This window comes from Ruegeria sp. AM7 (assembly GCF_056535965.1).
Map to the genome: position 1 here is coordinate 1,291,457 of NZ_JBQFJE010000003.1, position 17,222 is coordinate 1,308,678.

Below are 17,222 nucleotides of genomic sequence, written 5' to 3' on the forward strand. Positions count from 1 at the left end.
AGGGTCGCCGTCAAACGGGGTTTTGCATGGGGTTAGCAGATGCAGATTCGTGAGGCACTCACCTTTGACGACGTACTTCTGGTTCCGGGCGCATCTTCTGTGCTGCCCGCAACGGCGGATACGACCACGCGTGTGACGCGCGAGATCACCATGAACATACCGCTGCTAAGCTCGGCGATGGACACGGTGACCGAAGCCCGCATGGCGATTGCCATGGCGCAGGCTGGTGGCATCGGAGTGATCCACAAGAACCTGACGACCGAGGAACAGGCCCGCGAAGTGCGCCGGGTCAAGCGCTTCGAATCCGGTATCGTATATAACCCCGTGACCTTGCGCGCCGATCAGACGCTGGCCGACGCGCAGGCGCTGGTCGAGCGGTACAATTTCACCGGCTTCCCCGTCATTGATTCCGATGGTCGCGTCGTGGGTATCGTGACCAACCGGGACATGCGCTTTGCGACCTCTGATGATCAACCGATCCACGCGATGATGACCACCGACAATCTGGCAATGCTGCAGGAACCAGCTGATCTGGAAGAAGCCAAAAGCCTGATGAAGGCGCGTCGGATCGAAAAACTGCTGGTGGTCGATGGCACAGGTAAACTGACCGGTCTGTTGACGCTGAAAGACACCGAGCAGGCTGTGTTGAACCCGACCGCATGTAAAGACCGTCTGGGTCGGTTGCGCGTAGCCGCGGCGACGTCAGTCGGGGATGCAGGGTTCGAGCGGTCCGAACAGCTGGTAGATTCAGGCGTCGACATCATCGTGGTCGATACCGCACATGGTCATTCGCAAGGTGTGTTGGACGCGGTGAAGCGGGTCAAGACCCTGTCGAACGAGGTTCAGATCATCGCGGGCAACGTCGCGACGGGTGACGCGACCAAGGCGCTGATTGATGCGGGTGCGGACGCGATCAAGGTGGGGATCGGGCCGGGCTCGATCTGTACCACGCGGATGGTGGCCGGTGTGGGTGTGCCCCAGCTGACCGCGATCATGGATTGTGCCTCGGCCGCCGGAGACGTTCCGGTGATTGCCGATGGCGGCATCAAGTTCTCTGGCGATTTCGCCAAGGCGATTGCGGCGGGGGCGTCCTGCGCCATGGTCGGCTCGATGATTGCGGGCACCGATGAAAGCCCCGGTGAGGTCATTCTGTATCAGGGTCGCTCGTTCAAATCCTATCGCGGCATGGGCAGCCTGGGCGCAATGGCGCGTGGCTCGGCGGATCGCTATTTCCAGAAGGACGCCGCCAACGATAAGCTGGTGCCCGAAGGGATCGAAGGGCAGGTGCCTTACAAAGGATCCGCGAGCGCGGTTGTGCATCAACTGGTCGGCGGTCTGCGCGCGGCCATGGGATATACCGGCTGTGCCACCGTGGAAGAGATGCGCAGGAACTGCAATTTCGTAAAGATCACTGGCGCGGGGCTCAAAGAAAGCCACGTGCATGACGTGCAGATCACTCGTGAAAGCCCGAACTATCGGGTGATGTAACCTGCTTTAAATTACATTGCGGCGTCCCGTTCGGGCGCCGTTTTGTGTTTCTACAGACGCATGGGACGACTTTATGACCCCCGCAGCCCGCATTCAGGCCTCTATTGAAATCCTTGACGAAATTCTCAGGGATGTTCCGGTCGAAAAGGCCCTGACAGGATGGGCGCGGCGCAGCCGTTTTGCCGGCTCCAAGGACCGGGCGGCTGTTCGGGATCACGTGTTCGGAGCGTTGCGGTGCAAGCGGTCTTTCGCGGCGTTGGGCGGGGCCGAAACTGGGCGTGGCTTGATGCTTGGGGCCCTGAGGGCGGCAAGGAGTGACCCGAACGATCTGTTTACGGGTGTTGGGCACGCCCCTGCGCCCGTTGGAGAGAACGAAACTGGGCGCGCATTCCTGTCTGAAGCCGAGCAATACGACATCCCCGACTGGTTGTGGCCAGTGTTTCAAGCCTCTTTGCAGGACCAGGCAATCAACGTAGCGCAAGCCTTGCAAACCCGTGCTCCGGTGCATTTGCGTGTCAACCTGATCAAATCGGATTCGGATCGCGCGATTTCTGCGTTGGCGGCAGATGGTATCACTGCCCGCGCGCATGACGCCTGCGACACGGCGTTGGAGGTTCTGGATGGCGCGCGTAAAGTCGCCCAGAGTCAGGCGTTTTTGACTGGGCTGGTCGAACTGCAAGACGCAGCCAGTCAAGCCATCGTTGCCGATCTGAATTTGCAACCAGGTCAGCGCGTTTTGGACTATTGCGCGGGCGGAGGTGGAAAATCACTCGCCATTGCGGCGCATGCCGGGGTCGAAGTTTTTGCTCATGATGTTAATCCTGCGCGAATGAGAGATTTGCCTGATCGGGCCAACCGCGCAGGGGCGCAAGTCACAATCCTGACGCCTGATGTGGTGCGGTCGCAAGCACCTTTCGATGTGGTGCTTGTTGATGCTCCATGTTCGGGCAGCGGTTCCTGGAGACGCGCCCCGGCAGGAAAATGGGCTTTGACCCCGGAGCGTCTAAAGGAGTTGAGCGCGCTGCAATCAAGCATTCTCGAGGAAACATCTGGTTTTGTTTCCCCGGACGGAACGTTAGCTTATGCGACCTGTTCTATGCTGAACCCGGAAAACCAAGAAGTCGTTGAAAATTTCCTCGGCTCGCATTCCGGCTGGAACATGTCCTATCAGAAATTGTGGCTCGCAGCACACGGAACAGACGGTTTCTTCACCGCACACTTGACGCGGTAGTTGTCAAAAAAATAGCAATCACAGGTAGAGTGACTGCGATTTCATTAAGCGGTCTTTAACCTTATTTGGGCTCACTGGCGACAGGCCCAACATGCTGAGTTCTTAATGACTGAAGTTTCAAGTTTATTGTCTGATCCTTCCATAAGGAAATCTCCGATTCAACTGCGACTGATGTCCGTGTTGGTATTTGGCATCGTCATCGGACTTGCACCTCTGACAGATGTTTTGCCAACCGGCTGGAAGACTGAGTTCGCCGTTGCCGGAATTTCATTGTTCACGGCAGGAGTTCTGGTCGCGCTCAAGGGTTGGTTTGCGGATTGGTCTATCCGACGTGCCATTGAGGTTATGAATACTTTCACTGAGCAGGACTTATTTCCAGGCGTCATTGCCAATGCGGACGGGCTTGTTCTTTCGTCAAACGCAGCGGCCAGAATCCAGTTGCACGCTTTCCCCGGTAATCGATTGGAAAACTGCTTGATGTCAGTTTTCGCCAATCCAGCGTCAATCCTTTTAAGGCTCCAGTCTCTGGCTGAGATTCACGGAAAGTCCAGCGAAGATGTGGTGACTATCGGGTCTACCATCCCGGTGACAGTATTCTCGGTCGGGCACGATCTGTATTGCTGGCGGTTTCACCTTGGGGCTGAAGGCCGTTGGGATGATGTGGCAGTTCCTGTTTTGACACTTGGGCGAAATGGAACTGTGCTGAGGGCCAATGGAATGGCCGAGCATGTATTGGGCTACAAACCGGAAAACACAGATCAAGTGTTCAATTCCCGCCAACCTGCACCGGGGGAGGTCACACAGGCCAACGCGTCAAGCGCCCCGTTGAATGTCACCGTGGCAGAGCTTTCTCGATCGGGGTCTGCGCGAGAAATGCTGGTTCTGCCTGTCCAAGTGACCACGCCACCGGCAACAGAAACACGTTTTGCGGATTTGCCGGTTCCAATCATGTGCATCGCACCGGACGGGGTCGTTCTGGATGCAAACAGATTGGCAATCAAACTGGTTGGCGACTTTCAGACAGGCGAGACGAATGTCGCGCAAATGATGCAGGGATTAGGGTACCCGATTCAAGAGTGGCTGTCGCGCGCCGCTGTCGAGGACGCCACCCCCAAATCCGAATTTTTGCGTCTGTCACGGCAAGACAAAGACGTATTCGTTCAGGTGACGCTGAACAGGGTGGTGAATGATGGTCAGGTGTGCCTGATCGCAGTGCTCAACGATGCGACCGAGCTTAAGACACTTGAGGCTCAGTTTGTGCAGGGACAAAAGATGCAGGCTGTCGGGCAGCTTGCAGGGGGTGTCGCGCATGATTTCAACAACTTGCTGACAGCAATATCCGGTCATTGTGACCTGCTATTGCTGCGGCACGATCAGAATGACCCGAACTACGGTGATCTGGTGCAGATAAACCAGAATGCGAACAGGGCGGCTGCTCTGGTCAGTCAATTGTTGGCTTTTTCGCGCAAGCAAACACTTCAGCCAGAGGTTCTGGACCTGCGCGACACAATTTCGGATCTGATCCACTTGTTGAACCGGCTGGTCGGTGAGAAAGTGCGTTTGACACTCAGCCATGATCCGGTTCTCAAGCCTGTCCGTGCTGATAAACGGCAGCTTGAACAGGTGTTCATGAACCTCGTGGTCAATGCCCGTGACGCGATGCCCGAAGGCGGGGAGGTTCGGATCGAAACCGAAGTCGTTTCGCTGACGGATCCTTTGCGCCGCGACCGCGCAACAGTTCCGCCGGGCGAGTATGTCACTGTAAAAGTCGTCGACAGTGGGGTGGGTATACCGGCAGACAAGCTGCAAAAAGTCTTTGAGCCGTTCTATACCACAAAAAGAACCGGTGAAGGTACGGGGCTGGGTCTTTCGACGGTGTATGGCATAGTCAAACAGACCGGCGGGTTCATTTTTGTCGACAGTGTGCAAGGGCAGGGCACGGAATTTATGGTGTTCTTGCCGATTTCAGCCACGCCGCAAAAGATCGAGCCCCGCCAAGATGTACAGCCCGAAGTTCTGAATGCTCGCCAGGGCGAAGGCGTCGTCTTACTGGTTGAGGATGAAGCACCGGTTCGTGCGTTTGCTACGCGGGCTCTGCGCTTGAAAGGTTACACGGTGCTCGAGGCCGACTCGGGTGAAGAAGCGCTGAGACTGCTAGAAGACGAAACATTGCATGTAGATGTGTTTGTAACCGATGTCGTGATGCCCGGACTCGATGGTCCAACCTGGGTACGAACTGCGATGGAAAAGCGCGCAGATGTGCAGGTTATCTTCATGTCCGGTTACACCGAAGGCGCGTTCGGAGATTCGGGACCTGAGATCGCAAACTCGGCCTTTTTGCCGAAACCATTCTCATTGAACCAATTGACCGAAGCGGTGTTTCGGCAAATGAACTGATACGCTACTGCGCTTTTTCGTGACACTCAAATTCCAGCGCATGACGTTTGCGGAACTTCTGTTCAGTCTTTGCACTTAGCGCCAAGTCACGGGTTGGAGAGATGTTTTCGCGCTGCAGAGCAATCTTCATGTCCAGTCGGTTTTCCAGAAAATCCAGAATCTTGTCTTGGTTTTCGTATTTGAACACATGATCCGCACCGCGGCCATTGCTGCGCGTGCGGAAAAACTGACTCTGACTGCCGACATCTGCGTATTCGGGGCGGGGTGACTTCATATAGGCCTGAACGTAGTCATCGAAGCTAATGTCGCGGGTCGAGTGCGGATGCCCAATCCGTTCGTCGCGGCTACGAAACTTGTACCAACTGCCTAACCAGTCGATTGGTTCCCGGACGACGGCCATGATCTCCATGTCGGTGCCATACATTTTTCGAAAGATATTCTGAAAAAACCTGTCATATCGCCGAACTGGAGCGTGTTTCAATGCCGGAGGACCGGTCACGACAAGGTCCGCCCGGTCTTTCAGCGCTGAGTGATATGCGGTGCTGCCGGTTTTGGGAACAGCCAGAAACGCCAGGCGTTCCTCATAGAAAACAAGCATTTATGTGTCCGCCAGAACGAGTGGTTATCTTTGTACAGTGGTGTAAACGACTCTTTAACACAATTGCCCAAGAGTAAATATTGTAAGTTTTAGTTGAAATGTTCTCTTTTTGATCTCATAAGGAACAAGAGGCGAACAAAGCAGTGATTGCCGCCCGTTCAAGGGTGTGACACAAGGGAAGGCGACAGGACAATGGCGGATCTTCTGACGATGAGCGACAAGAAAAACGCAGACAAGCAAAAGGCGCTCGACAGCGCGCTGGCCCAGATTGAACGGCAGTTCGGCAAGGGCTCGATCATGAAGTTGGGCGAGGATTCCAAACAGGATATCGAGGCCAGCTCGACCGGGTCGCTGGGTCTGGATATCGCGCTGGGGATTGGCGGCTTGCCGATGGGCCGGATTGTTGAGATTTACGGGCCTGAAAGCTCGGGTAAAACAACGCTGACGCTGCATTGCATTGCAGAACAGCAAAAGCGTGGCGGTGTCTGTGCGTTCGTTGACGCGGAACACGCGCTGGACCCGCAATATGCCCGCAAGCTGGGTGTCGATCTGGATGAGTTGCTAATCTCGCAGCCCGACACCGGAGAACAGGCGCTTGAGATCACCGATACGCTGGTGCGCTCGGGCGCGGTGAACATGGTCGTGGTCGACTCGGTCGCGGCGCTAACGCCGAAATCCGAGCTTGAGGGCGACATGGGCGACAGCAATGTCGGCGTGCAGGCCCGTCTGATGAGCCAGGCGATGCGCAAGCTGACCGGCTCGATCAGCCGCTCGAACTGCATGGTGATCTTCATCAACCAGATCCGGATGAAAATCGGCGTCATGTTCGGTAGCCCGGAGACGACCACTGGTGGTAACGCGCTGAAATTCTACAGCTCGGTTCGTTTGGACATCCGGCGTATCGGCGCGATCAAGGACCGTGATGAAGTGGTCGGCAACCAAACCCGCGTCAAAGTCGTCAAGAACAAGGTGGCGCCGCCCTTCAAGCAGGTGGAATTCGACATCATGTATGGCGAAGGCATCAGCAAGATGGGCGAGTTGCTGGATCTGGGCGTCAAGGCTGGCGTGGTCGAGAAGTCGGGCTCGTGGTTCAGCTATGGCGATGAGCGGATCGGGCAGGGGCGTGAGAATGCCAAGCAATATCTGCGCGACAACAGCCGGGCCGCGCTGGAGATTGAGGATAAGATTCGCGCCGCGCACGGGCTGGATTTCGACATGCCGCCCGGCGCGAAAGAGGATGACGATATCCTCGAAGCCTGACGGCATATGGGAATTATGAATGCAGGGCGGTCCATTCGGGCCGCCTTGTTTCGTTTGCGCCGCCTATCCTGTGGACTATCCGCAGGGACAGCGATAAACCCGTTTTCGAACAAGATGATTGCGCGCCGAGAGAGCCTTATGCCCACGCTGAACGATATCCGATCGACCTTTCTGAACTATTTCGCCAAACAGGGGCATGAGGTTGTTGCCTCCAGCCCGCTGGTGCCGCGAAATGACCCGACCCTGATGTTCGTGAACTCGGGCATGGTGCAGTTCAAGAACCTGTTCACCGGGGTTGAGACGCGCGACTACAGCCGCGCGACAACGGCGCAGAAATGTGTGCGCGCAGGTGGTAAACACAACGATCTGGACAATGTCGGCTATACCGCGCGCCACCACACATTCTTTGAAATGCTGGGGAATTTCTCGTTTGGGGATTACTTCAAGCATGAGGCGATCCCCTTCGCGTGGGAGCTGATCACAAAGGAATTCGGCATCGACAAGAACCGTCTGCTGACGACGGTCTATCACACCGATGACGAGGCGTTTGAGATCTGGAAAAAGGTCGGCGTGCCCGAGGACCGGATCATCCGCATCGCCACCAGCGACAACTTTTGGCAGATGGGCCCAACCGGCCCGTGCGGTCCGTGCACCGAGATTTTCTATGACCACGGCGATCACATCTGGGGCGGCCCTCCGGGCTCGGCCGAGGAAGATGGCGACCGGTTCATCGAAATCTGGAACATCGTTTTCATGCAGAACGAGCAGTTCGAGGACGGCTCGATGGTGGAGCTGGACATGCAGTCCATTGATACCGGCATGGGGCTTGAGCGGATCGGCGCTCTGTTGCAGGGCAGTCATGACAACTATGACACGGATCTGTTCAAAACGCTGATCGAAGCGTCTGCCGATGCCACCGGTGTCGATCCTTATGGCGATCAGAACGTGCATCACCGCGTGATTGCGGATCACCTGCGGTCGACCTCGTTCCTGATTGCTGATGGCGTGATGCCCAGCAATGACGGCCGCGGCTACGTTCTACGCCGGATCATGCGCCGTGCCATGCGCCATGCGCATCTGCTGGGCGCGAAAGATCCGGTAATGCATCGCCTCGTGCCCTCGCTGGTGCAGCTGATGGGCGCGCAATATACGGAACTGGGACAGGCGCAGGCGCTGATCGAAGAAACGCTTCTGCTTGAGGAAACCCGGTTCAAGCAGACCCTCGATCGCGGTCTGAAACTGCTGGATGATGAGGTCGCGGGCCTGCCCGAAGGCGAGGCTCTGCCTGGTGATGCGGCGTTCAAACTGTACGACACATATGGCTTCCCGCTGGATTTGACGCAGGATGCGCTGCGTGAAAAGGGCCGGACCGTGGATACCGACGGGTTCGATGCAGCCATGGCCGAACAAAAGGCCAAGGCGCGCGCGGCTTGGGCGGGTTCGGGCGAGGCGGCGGATCATGCCGTTTGGTTTGACGTGTTGGACAGCGCCGGGGCCACGGATTTCCTGGGCTATGACACCGAAAAAGTCGAAGGGCAGGTGGCTGCTCTGGTCGTGGATGGCGCGCTGGTCGACACCATCGCGCAGGGTGGCACCGGTTGGGTTATCGTGAACCAGACCCCGTTCTATGGTGAGGCCGGGGGTCAGGTCGGCGATACCGGCGAAATCCGGCGGCTTGAGAATATGCGGGATGTGGCCAAGGTCGAAGACACGCGCAAATTTGCCGAAGGTAAGGTCTATGCGCATAAGGTGACCGTCGGCCAGGGCACGCTGAGCAAAGGCGACGCGGTCGAGCTTGAGGTCGATCACACCCGCCGCAGCGCGATCCGGGCCAACCACTCGGCGACGCACTTGCTGCACGAGGCGCTGCGCGAAACGCTGGGCGACCATGTGGCGCAGCGCGGCTCTTTGAACGCGGCGGACCGGCTGCGGTTCGACTTCAGCCATTCCAAGGCGCTGAGCGTTGAAGAACTGCAAAAGGTCGAGCGTGAGGTGAACACATTCATCCGCCAGAACTCCTCGGTCGAGACGCGGATCATGACGCCCGACGACGCGCGGGATCTGGGCGCGCAGGCGCTATTTGGTGAGAAATACGGTGACGAGGTGCGGGTTGTCTCGATGGGCAAGGCGCCCACGGGTAAAGGTCAGGATGGCGAAACATGGTCGATTGAACTGTGCGGCGGCACCCATGTGCGCCAGACCGGGGACATCGGGACGTTTGTGGTGCTGGGCGACAGCGCCAGCAGCGCCGGTGTGCGCCGGATCGAAGCCCTGACCGGGGATGAGGCGTTCCGCCACCTGTCGGCGCAGGATCAACGGTTGGGCCAGATTGCGTCCGAGTTGAAGGCGCAGCCTGACGATGTGGTCAGCCGTGTGAAATCTCTGCTGGACGAACGCAAGGCGCTGCAAAACGAAGTGGCCCAATTGCGCCGTGATCTGGCGATGGCGGGCGGTTCCGGGCAGGGCGGTGCCGAGGCCAAGGAAGTGAACGGTGTGCCGTTTTTGGCGCAGGCGCTGACCGGCGTTTCTGGAAAAGACCTTCCAGCGCTGATCGACGAACACAAAAGCCGTCTGGGCACGGGCGCGGTTCTGCTGATCGCGGATGCGGGTGGCAAGGCGGCTGTAGCGGCCGGAGTGACCGCGGACCTGACCGAAAAGGTCTCGGCCGTGGATCTGGTGCGCGCCGCAGTGGTCGAGCTGGGCGGCAAGGGCGGCGGTGGTCGCCCGGACATGGCGCAAGGCGGTGGCCGAGATGCGTCGAATGCGGATGCGGCCATCAAAGCCGCCGAACAGATATTGGAGGGGTAACATGCCCGCACTTTGGATCGCACATGTCACTGTGACGGACAACGAGGCTTACGGAAAGTACGCCGAGTTGGCGGGGCCGGCGATTGCCGCCCATGGGGGGCAATTCATTGCACGTGCTGCACGCTATGTGCAGCTTGAGGGAAAAGAGCGCCCGCGCAATGTAGTTGCCAGATTTCCCTCGGTCGAAGCCGCTGTCGAGTGTTACAATTCGCCCGACTACCAAAAGGCCCTTGATCACGCGCGTGGTGCGAGTGAACGCGAATTGGTCGTCGTCGAAATCACCGAATAGAATCATCAAGGCCGTCTGGTGAATGCTGCCGGACGGCCTAAAGAATGCGCGGATTTCGGCCTATATGTTATCTGGCCGTTTCAGTGAATTTAATTTTGAGAATGTTTTCTGTTTTTTAAATAATAACAACATCTTGTAATTCTTAGATGCACTTTTCGGTCTCGTTGGTTGCCTCAATTGTGGCAGTAACCCGACAAATTCAGCGCGAAATGGTCATGAAAAGTGACGAATTTCCGCCTCTTTTTCCATCCACCTTAAGCCCAGATTGCGCTGCCGCGTCCGTTTACCGATAGTTTCCTAAATCGGAATACGGTCCTGTCTGTCGACAATCGTTCGGAGAGACCAGGATCGAGGGACAGGCATGAATTCGTTTGTAGAGCAGGCGTTCACCGCGACAGGCAGGGTTTTGGGTGTTTGCGCGATTCTCGCGGCAGTCAGTGTCGTTGGGAAATCTGTGGAAGCCAGCGAAGGAGACTTTATCAGAAGCGTGGCATCTACACCTCCGCCTGCCGGAGCAAGACAGCTGTGTCGCCAATACTCATGGGCATGTTCCAGCACTGCTTCGGTGGCGATGACAAGCCAGCAGGAATTGAAGATTGTTAAACGCGTGAATCGTAAGATCAACCGGACCACGCGTGAAGTTACGGATCAATCTCAGTATAGAACAGTAGAGAGATGGGCGTTGCCGACCAGACGTGGTGGGGACTGCGAAGACTTTGCTCTTTTGAAAAAAAGAGATCTAATTCGCGCAGGAATTGACCCAAGTAAGTTGCTGATTGCGACGGTGCTGGATACGCGAAGAAATGCGCATGCCGTTTTGGTTTACAGATCCGCAGCGGGTGATCTGGTGCTGGATAATTTGACCAACACGATCAAACCGTGGTCGGATACCCGGTATCTTTTCTTACGGATGCAAGACCCACGACAGCCAGAGAATTGGGTGGGTGTCTACCGCCGTAGTTAATTGGTGACCACTCGGTCGATGGAGATTACCAAAGAAACGGGGCGCCAATTTTGGCGCCCCGTTTCTTTTGATCTTTGTTTGTATTGTTCGCAACAAGAGTGTTTTACGATCCTCTTCGCGTTCAACCAGAGTCAGTTAGTTGAAAATACCACCTGACCCGCCGTTGCCGCCGCCGACACCACCGACATTGCCACCATTGCCGTTGCCGTTGGTGCCGCCGCTGTTGCCGTTGTTGTTGCCGCCGTTTCCGGAACCTTGGCCTGATCCATTTGTGTTACCGCCGCCGTTGCCGGAATTGGGGTTATTCCCGTTGCCATTTCCGGGTCCGCCGAAGATGCTGCCACCGTTTCCGTTGCCGTTCCCGTTTCCGGTCCCGTTGCCACCACCATTGCCATTGCCATTGCCATTGTTGCCGCCGCCATTGCCGGTGCCGGGGCCGGATCCTCCGGTATTGCCACCGCCGTTACCAGGGTTGGGGTTGTTACCATTACCATTTCCTGGGCCGCCGGTTCCGCCACCGCCACCGCCGCCGCCGGTTCCGCCACCGCCGCCGCCGGTTCCGCCACCGCCGCCGCCGGTTCCGCCACCGCCGCCGCCGGTTCCGCCACCGCCGCCGCCGGTTCCGCCACCGCCGCCGCCGGTTCCGCCACCGCCGCCGCCGGTTCCGCCACCGCCGCCGCCGGTTCCGCCACCGCCGCCGCCGGTTCCGCCACCGCCGCCTGGGTTCGTCGGGCCATTGCCTGGATTAGTAGGGCCACCGCCTGGATTAGTAGGGCCACCGCCACCGGTACCACCGCCGACAGTTGGGCCCTCGCCAGGATTTGCGTCGCCATCACCGGATCTTTGATTGTTTGAAATGCTGGCGGTGGGAATATCAGTCAACACGGCTGCGAAAGCCGGACAACTTTCCAACGTTCTGGCCAAGATGTCATCAAAATCAGGCCTGCGTTGTAGGTACCTCAACATCCTGGATTCAACGACCTCACACGCACAGAGCGTTTCCGTATCAACGGACTGGCGAGCTGTTTTAATAGTGCACCTCTCGGCAGCCGTAGCTGCCGTTGTCGACACAATTGGAATAGTTGCTGACACAAAAACAATAGATAACAAACGACTTTTAACGCGCATGATTACGCCCCCTGGTACTCTTTAACCTGTGCTACTTGAGCACACTGTTGCCACAATTTAAACATAAATAGATCAATCCCTCGCCGTATTTTCAAGATGTGTGTCAACAAGAAAACGGGAAAAAACTCCCGTTATGGTGGAACGATGTTGAAAAACAAAAGAAAAGCCCGCCGGAGTGGCGGGCCTTGTTTTTGTTAATTTTGCATTAATGTGCGCAAAAATGTCACTTGTGGGGCAATGTTTCCAATCAGTGAACTATTTCACTGAAAGGTCTACGCAGATTTTGCCATGCGCTTGCGTTCGTGCGGATCCAAAAAGCGTTTGCGCAACCGGATGGCGTTAGGCGTCACCTCAACCAGTTCGTCATCGTCGATATAGGCGATGGCTTCCTCAAGTGAGAACTGAACATGAGGTGTCAGGCGGACGGCGTCATCCGATCCGCTGGCACGTACGTTGGTCAGTTTTTTGCCCTTAAGTGGGTTCACTTCCAGATCATTGTCCCGTGAATGCTCTCCGATGACCATGCCTTGATAGACATCCGTCTGCGGACCCACAAACATGCGGCCACGCTCTTCAAGGTTCCACAGGGCGTAGGCGACGGCCTGTCCGTTCTCCATCGAGATCAAAACACCTGCGCGGCGGCCGGGAATCGGGCCTTTGTGTGCTGCCCACCCGTGGAACACGCGGTTCAGAACACCGGTTCCGCGCGTGTCGGTCAGGAACTCTCCGTGATAGCCGATCAGTCCGCGCGAAGGCACATGCGCGATGATGCGGGTCTTTCCTGCACCGGCGGGGCGCATTTCGACCAGCTCGCCTTTGCGTGCGCCTGTGATCTTTTCGATCACGGCACCGGAGTATTCGTCGTCAACGTCAATCGTGACTTCTTCAATGGGCTCCAGACGCTGGCCATCTTCTTCGCGGAACAGAACCTGCGGGCGAGAGATGCTGAGCTCGAACCCCTCTCGGCGCATGTTCTCGATCAGAACACCCATCTGCAATTCGCCACGGCCTGCAACCTCGAAGGCTTCGCCGCCGGGAGTGTCGGTGATGCGGATGGCGACGTTTGATTCGGCCTCTTTCATAAGGCGGTCGCGGATAACACGGGACTGCACCTTTTTGCCGTCACGACCGGCCAGAGGCGAGTCGTTGATGCCGAAAGTCACGGTGATAGTCGGCGGGTCGATCGGTTGGGCGGGTAGGGCCTCGTCCACCTGCGGCGCGACCAGCGAGTCGGCTACGGTGGCTTTGCTCATGCCCGCGATGGTGACGATGTCACCAGCTTCGGCCACGTCGATGGGTTGTTGCGCCAGGCCGCGGAACGCCAGGATTTTCGAGGCGCGGAAGTTTTCGATCAGCGTGCCGTCGCGCGACAGCGCCTTGAGGCTGTCGCCTGCTTTCAGCGTACCGCTTTCCACGCGGCCGGTCAGGATACGACCGATGAACGGGTCGCTTCCCAGCGTGGTGGCCAGCATGCGGAACGGCTCGTCTTTCTTTTCGGCTTGTTTGGGGGCCGGGACGTGGTCCACGACCAGATCAAACAGCGCGGTCAGGTCCTTGCGAGGGCCGTCCAGTTCCATATCGGCCCAGCCAGAGCGGCCCGATGCATACATGGCTGGAAAGTCCAGCTGATCGTCATCGGCACCGAGGTTGGCGAACAGGTCAAAGCACTCGTCCAGTGCGCGGTCAGGTTCGGCGTCGGGTTTGTCGACCTTGTTCAACACCACGATCGGGCGCAGGCCCAGCGCCAGCGCTTTCGAGGTCACAAACTTGGTTTGGGGCATCGGGCCTTCGGCGGCATCGACCAGCAGAACAACACCGTCGACCATCGAAAGGATACGCTCAACCTCGCCACCGAAATCGGCGTGGCCGGGGGTGTCAACGATGTTGATACGGGTGCCTTTCCACTCGACCGAAGTCGCTTTGGCAAGGATGGTGATCCCGCGCTCGCGCTCCAGATCGTTGCTGTCCATGGCGCGTTCCGCCACAGCCTGATTTTCCCGGAACGCGCCGGATTGTTTAAGCAGCTCATCCACCAGGGTCGTTTTGCCGTGGTCAACGTGAGCGATGATTGCGATATTGCGCAGGTCCATGAGGTCAGCCTTTGAACGGGAAGTTGCCGCGCGCATAACGCGACGCGGCAAAATATGCCAGCCCTAACCGCCCGTCAGTGACCCGTAGTGTTGGAAAACAGGTGAATAACCAGAATTCCAGACAAAATCATGACCAAACCTATCACTGCGGGCCAGTCCAGCCTCTGCCCAAAAACGATAAAACCGATCACAGCAATCAGCACAATGCCCAAGCCCGACCAAATGGCATAAACGATCCCAACTGGCATGAACTTTAGAGTCAAGCCAAGCAGATAGAACGCGATTGCGTAGCCAACCACGACCAATACAGAGGGCCAGAGCCGCGTGAATTGCTGACTGGCTTGCAACGCAGTTGTGCCAATCGTTTCTGCGACCACTGCAAAAAGCAGGAAAAGATAGGCTTTAGGCAAAATAAGTCTCGGATTGAGTGTTGTTGAGCTCGTTGAACACAGATTTCAGGCATGTGGCAAGTTGTTTCGCTTATTCCTGTGCACAAGTGAGTTGAGGTCAGGATAACCATACTGTTTTTACACGAGCTTTTTGAGATACTGTTCGGCCAGTTATCAGTGTTTTTTTAATCAGTAAGCTATGACGAATTTTGCTAAATCTGTCATCGTCGTATCGGCGATTATTGTGGCGCTTGGGTGGCTAGCTGGCGGGGGGTCCGCTGAGAGAAGCGCAGCCAAAGATGTTGAGCGGGTAAACGGTTCTCAGGTTTGAGCGTCCGCTGGTACTTGGGGGGGAAAGAGGCGACGTGCCTCTTTCTCTTTTACCATTCAAGTGGTCAACTTTTCTGAGAAATAGTTCTTGAGCTGTGGTTCCAACCAATTCCATAGTTGCGGTGCGCCACCGGTAATCGGTGTGCCAACGCGCGACTCGATCTGCGCGAATGTCACATCGTAGTCGACCCATGATCCGCCATCGGTGGCAAGGTTGCCAACAGGTGTTTGAAAGCGGTCGACGGCCTTTGCAAATTTGGCATCGTTGGTGTCGGCGGCTTCAAACTCATGCCATAGGGCGAGGCATTCGTTTCGTTGCGGGTGCGGTAGCAACCCAAATAAACGGTTGGCAGCCGCTTGTTCCTCGGCTGCTTGGGCCTCGTGATCGACTTGACCGTGAATTGGATAGTCCCCGGCGTCGATTTCCACAATATCATGCAGCAGCAACATCCTTAGAACACGGTCAATGTCGACGTCAGAGTCGGCGCTGTCTTCCAGAACCCATGCGTACAACATGATGTGCCACGAATGCTCGGCCGAGTTTTCAAATCGTTCACCAGATAATAGCCTGGATGCGCGATAGACGGATTTCAGTTGATCGCATTCCGCAAGGAACGGCAGCCGATCCGAAAACTCTGAACGTGGAGCAGGTTGGCCGTCGAACAAAGCGTAAGCAGCCTTGAAAGCGTCAGGAAGAGCAGTTTCAAGATAGGCTGCGCGTCCACCGTTCAGATTGTCGCGGACGACCGTCAGATGCTCTGGTTTGGGTTCCAGAGCGTTCAGGACCTGAAACAGAGGTTGGCAGCGATCAAGGCATTTTGCGAATTTCGCATCGGGCGTAGAATCCGTTTCGAACTCCTGCCAAAGCATCAGAAAAGCGTCGGATTGGTCGCTGGGCAACATCCCGAACAGTTCCCGAGCGGCGTTCTGTTCCGCGCGCTCAACCGCATTCCAGTCGGTTTTCAGATGAATGGGATGGTCACCGACGATGATTTCGACCAGATCATGCAGCAAAAGCATCCGAATGACCCGGTCAATCCGAACATTGGCGTCGGCAAGGGGGGCCATTACCAATGCCCACAGCGCCAGATGCCAACTGTGTTCCGCCGAGTTTTCTTGTCGGGATTGATCCAGCAGCGTGTTCGCGCGTTCGACCGATTTCAGCTGGTCCGCGCGTTTCAGGAATTCTATTTGCGCGGACAGCCGATCCATCATTTCTTTTCTATCGCCTTAACTTTCTTGCGATGCTCTGCAAGGCGCTGGATCACGAATTGGCGGGCTTGGCGCTCAGACAGGCGCACTCGAATTTCGGTCAGAAATGCCTCTTCCAGCGACTGAGAGGATGCCCCAAGCAGCTCGCCAACTTCGACATAAAAGCGATCCTCGCCGGTTTCATCCATCACCTTCAACGTGTCTTCGGCCAGTCTGCCGGCAAGTGTGGAGACTGTATCCGACATCAGCGCGTGTTCTCGGTCAGGCGGCGCTTCACGTAGTCACTGACATCCGTGATTAACGTGTCCATATGGCGATCCTGGAAGAAATGGTCGGCACCTTCCACTTCATTATGAGTGATTGTGATGCCTTTTTGCTCGTGCAGCTTGTTGACCAAGGCAGTGGTGTCTGCGGGCGGGGCCACGCGGTCCGACGACCCATTGATGATCAAGCCCGAGGACGGACAGGGCGCGAGGAACGAGAAATCATACATGTTCGCCGGAGGAGACACGCTGATAAAGCCAGTGATCTCGGGTCGGCGCATCAGCAGTTGCATCCCGATCCAAGCCCCGAATGAAAACCCTGCGACCCAGCAGTGTTTCGAGTTGTTGTTCATCGATTGCAGGTAATCCAGTGCGGATGCCGCATCGCTGAGCTCACCCACGCCCTGATCGTACTCACCCTGGCTGCGACCCACGCCACGGAAGTTGAACCGCAGAACGGTGAAACCCATGTTGTAGAACGCGTAATGCAGGTTGTAGACCACCTTGTTGTTCATCGTCCCGCCGAATTGTGGGTGCGGGTGAAGCACGATGGCGATCGGTGCGTCTTTTTCCTTTTGCGGGTGGTAGCGGCCTTCCAGGCGGCCTTCGGGTCCGGGAAAAATCACCTCGGGCATGTGTGCGATGGTCCTGTCTTTTTCTTCTGGGTGCCCGGAAATACTTGACGATAATCGTCGGACACCTTAGAACGGTTCTAATTGTGATGCTGGGCGCATGAGCGCTGCTTGTCGGAGATACGCACTGGCAGCGGCGGCGT

At 56.8% G+C, this 17,222-nt stretch carries 14 protein-coding genes; 7 read left to right on the forward strand and 7 right to left on the reverse strand.

Annotation, left to right across the window (positions count from 1 at the left end):
- The first annotated feature begins 39 nt into the window (after window positions 1-39).
- From guaB to ACR3EG_RS10285, 3 genes are all read left to right on the forward strand, one after another.
- A complete protein-coding gene (gene guaB / locus ACR3EG_RS10275; RefSeq protein ID WP_480495423.1) occupies window positions 40-1,488 on the forward strand; it encodes an IMP dehydrogenase in 1,449 nt (482 codons plus the stop codon).
- A 73-nt stretch (window positions 1,489-1,561) separates the two neighbouring features.
- Entirely contained in the window at window positions 1,562-2,719 is a 1,158-nt protein-coding gene (locus ACR3EG_RS10280) for an RsmB/NOP family class I SAM-dependent RNA methyltransferase (protein ID WP_480495425.1), read from the forward strand.
- 171 nt (window positions 2,720-2,890) lie between these two features.
- A complete protein-coding gene (locus tag ACR3EG_RS10285) occupies window positions 2,891-5,116 on the forward strand; it encodes an ATP-binding protein (RefSeq protein ID WP_480495427.1) in 2,226 nt (741 codons plus the stop codon).
- 4 nt (window positions 5,117-5,120) lie between these two features.
- Here the strand turns inward: ACR3EG_RS10285 and ACR3EG_RS10290 are convergent, their stop codons facing one another.
- A complete protein-coding gene (locus ACR3EG_RS10290; protein WP_480495429.1) occupies window positions 5,121-5,714 on the reverse strand; it encodes a gamma-glutamyl kinase in 594 nt (197 codons plus the stop codon).
- A 192-nt stretch (window positions 5,715-5,906) separates the two neighbouring features.
- On the opposite strand from ACR3EG_RS10290, the gene recA reads away from it, so the two are divergent.
- From recA to ACR3EG_RS10310, 4 genes are all read left to right on the forward strand, one after another.
- On the forward strand, window positions 5,907-6,974 hold the full coding sequence (gene recA, locus ACR3EG_RS10295; protein ID WP_480495431.1) for a recombinase RecA: 1,068 nt from the start codon (window positions 5,907-5,909) through the stop codon (window positions 6,972-6,974).
- 138 nt (window positions 6,975-7,112) lie between these two features.
- Window positions 7,113-9,782: an alanine--tRNA ligase gene (gene alaS, locus ACR3EG_RS10300; RefSeq protein ID WP_480495433.1), complete on the forward strand. Its 2,670-nt coding sequence runs from the start codon at window positions 7,113-7,115 to the stop codon at window positions 9,780-9,782.
- Window position 9,783: 1 nt separating this feature from the next.
- Window positions 9,784-10,071, forward strand: coding sequence for a DUF1330 domain-containing protein (locus ACR3EG_RS10305; protein WP_209194592.1), 288 nt, complete (start codon window positions 9,784-9,786; stop codon window positions 10,069-10,071).
- 361 nt (window positions 10,072-10,432) lie between these two features.
- The gene (locus tag ACR3EG_RS10310) at window positions 10,433-11,035 is read left to right on the forward strand and encodes a transglutaminase-like cysteine peptidase (RefSeq protein ID WP_480495435.1); all 603 of its coding nucleotides are present in this window, start codon (window positions 10,433-10,435) and stop codon (window positions 11,033-11,035) included.
- Window positions 11,036-11,170: 135 nt separating this feature from the next.
- Here the strand turns inward: ACR3EG_RS10310 and ACR3EG_RS10315 are convergent, their stop codons facing one another.
- The 6 genes from ACR3EG_RS10315 to ACR3EG_RS10340 all read right to left on the reverse strand — a co-directional run bounded on the left by ACR3EG_RS10315 (window position 11,171) and on the right by ACR3EG_RS10340 (window position 17,082).
- The gene (locus ACR3EG_RS10315; protein ID WP_480947279.1) at window positions 11,171-11,917 is read right to left on the reverse strand and encodes a hypothetical protein; all 747 of its coding nucleotides are present in this window, start codon (window positions 11,915-11,917) and stop codon (window positions 11,171-11,173) included.
- Window positions 11,918-12,435: 518 nt separating this feature from the next.
- Window positions 12,436-14,253: a translational GTPase TypA gene (gene typA, locus ACR3EG_RS10320; RefSeq protein WP_480495439.1), complete on the reverse strand. Its 1,818-nt coding sequence runs from the start codon at window positions 14,251-14,253 to the stop codon at window positions 12,436-12,438.
- A 74-nt stretch (window positions 14,254-14,327) separates the two neighbouring features.
- The gene (locus ACR3EG_RS10325; RefSeq protein WP_170354226.1) at window positions 14,328-14,663 is read right to left on the reverse strand and encodes a DMT family transporter; all 336 of its coding nucleotides are present in this window, start codon (window positions 14,661-14,663) and stop codon (window positions 14,328-14,330) included.
- A 366-nt stretch (window positions 14,664-15,029) separates the two neighbouring features.
- Window positions 15,030-16,184 carry an HD domain-containing protein gene (locus tag ACR3EG_RS10330; RefSeq protein ID WP_480495441.1) on the reverse strand — a complete coding sequence of 385 codons (1,155 nt, stop codon included), beginning with the start codon at window positions 16,182-16,184 and terminating at the stop codon, window positions 15,030-15,032.
- Complete coding sequence (locus tag ACR3EG_RS10335; protein ID WP_209197259.1) at window positions 16,184-16,429, reverse strand: hypothetical protein; 246 nt, start codon at window positions 16,427-16,429, stop codon at window positions 16,184-16,186. Before ACR3EG_RS10335 ends, ACR3EG_RS10330 begins: the two co-directional genes overlap by 1 nt.
- The gene (locus ACR3EG_RS10340; RefSeq protein ID WP_142633729.1) at window positions 16,429-17,082 is read right to left on the reverse strand and encodes an alpha/beta hydrolase; all 654 of its coding nucleotides are present in this window, start codon (window positions 17,080-17,082) and stop codon (window positions 16,429-16,431) included. The genes ACR3EG_RS10335 and ACR3EG_RS10340 overlap by 1 nt, the downstream gene beginning before the upstream one ends.
- Window positions 17,083-17,222 lie beyond the last annotated feature (140 nt).

Coding starts and splice junctions, on each gene's coding strand:
- ACR3EG_RS10310 (WP_480495435.1), top strand. CDS start 10,433: ATGAATTCGTTTGTAGAGCAGGCGTTCACCGCGACAGGCAGGGTTTTG.
- alaS (WP_480495433.1), top strand. CDS start 7,113: ATGCCCACGCTGAACGATATCCGATCGACCTTTCTGAACTATTTCGCC.
- ACR3EG_RS10290 (WP_480495429.1), bottom strand. CDS start 5,714: ATGCTTGTTTTCTATGAGGAACGCCTGGCGTTTCTGGCTGTTCCCAAA.
- typA (WP_480495439.1), bottom strand. CDS start 14,253: ATGGACCTGCGCAATATCGCAATCATCGCTCACGTTGACCACGGCAAA.
- ACR3EG_RS10330 (WP_480495441.1), bottom strand. CDS start 16,184: ATGGATCGGCTGTCCGCGCAAATAGAATTCCTGAAACGCGCGGACCAG.
- ACR3EG_RS10305 (WP_209194592.1), top strand. CDS start 9,784: ATGCCCGCACTTTGGATCGCACATGTCACTGTGACGGACAACGAGGCT.
- ACR3EG_RS10285 (WP_480495427.1), top strand. CDS start 2,891: ATGTCCGTGTTGGTATTTGGCATCGTCATCGGACTTGCACCTCTGACA.
- ACR3EG_RS10340 (WP_142633729.1), bottom strand. CDS start 17,082: ATGCCCGAGGTGATTTTTCCCGGACCCGAAGGCCGCCTGGAAGGCCGC.
- recA (WP_480495431.1), top strand. CDS start 5,907: ATGGCGGATCTTCTGACGATGAGCGACAAGAAAAACGCAGACAAGCAA.
- ACR3EG_RS10335 (WP_209197259.1), bottom strand. CDS start 16,429: ATGTCGGATACAGTCTCCACACTTGCCGGCAGACTGGCCGAAGACACG.
- ACR3EG_RS10280 (WP_480495425.1), top strand. CDS start 1,562: ATGACCCCCGCAGCCCGCATTCAGGCCTCTATTGAAATCCTTGACGAA.
- guaB (WP_480495423.1), top strand. CDS start 40: ATGCAGATTCGTGAGGCACTCACCTTTGACGACGTACTTCTGGTTCCG.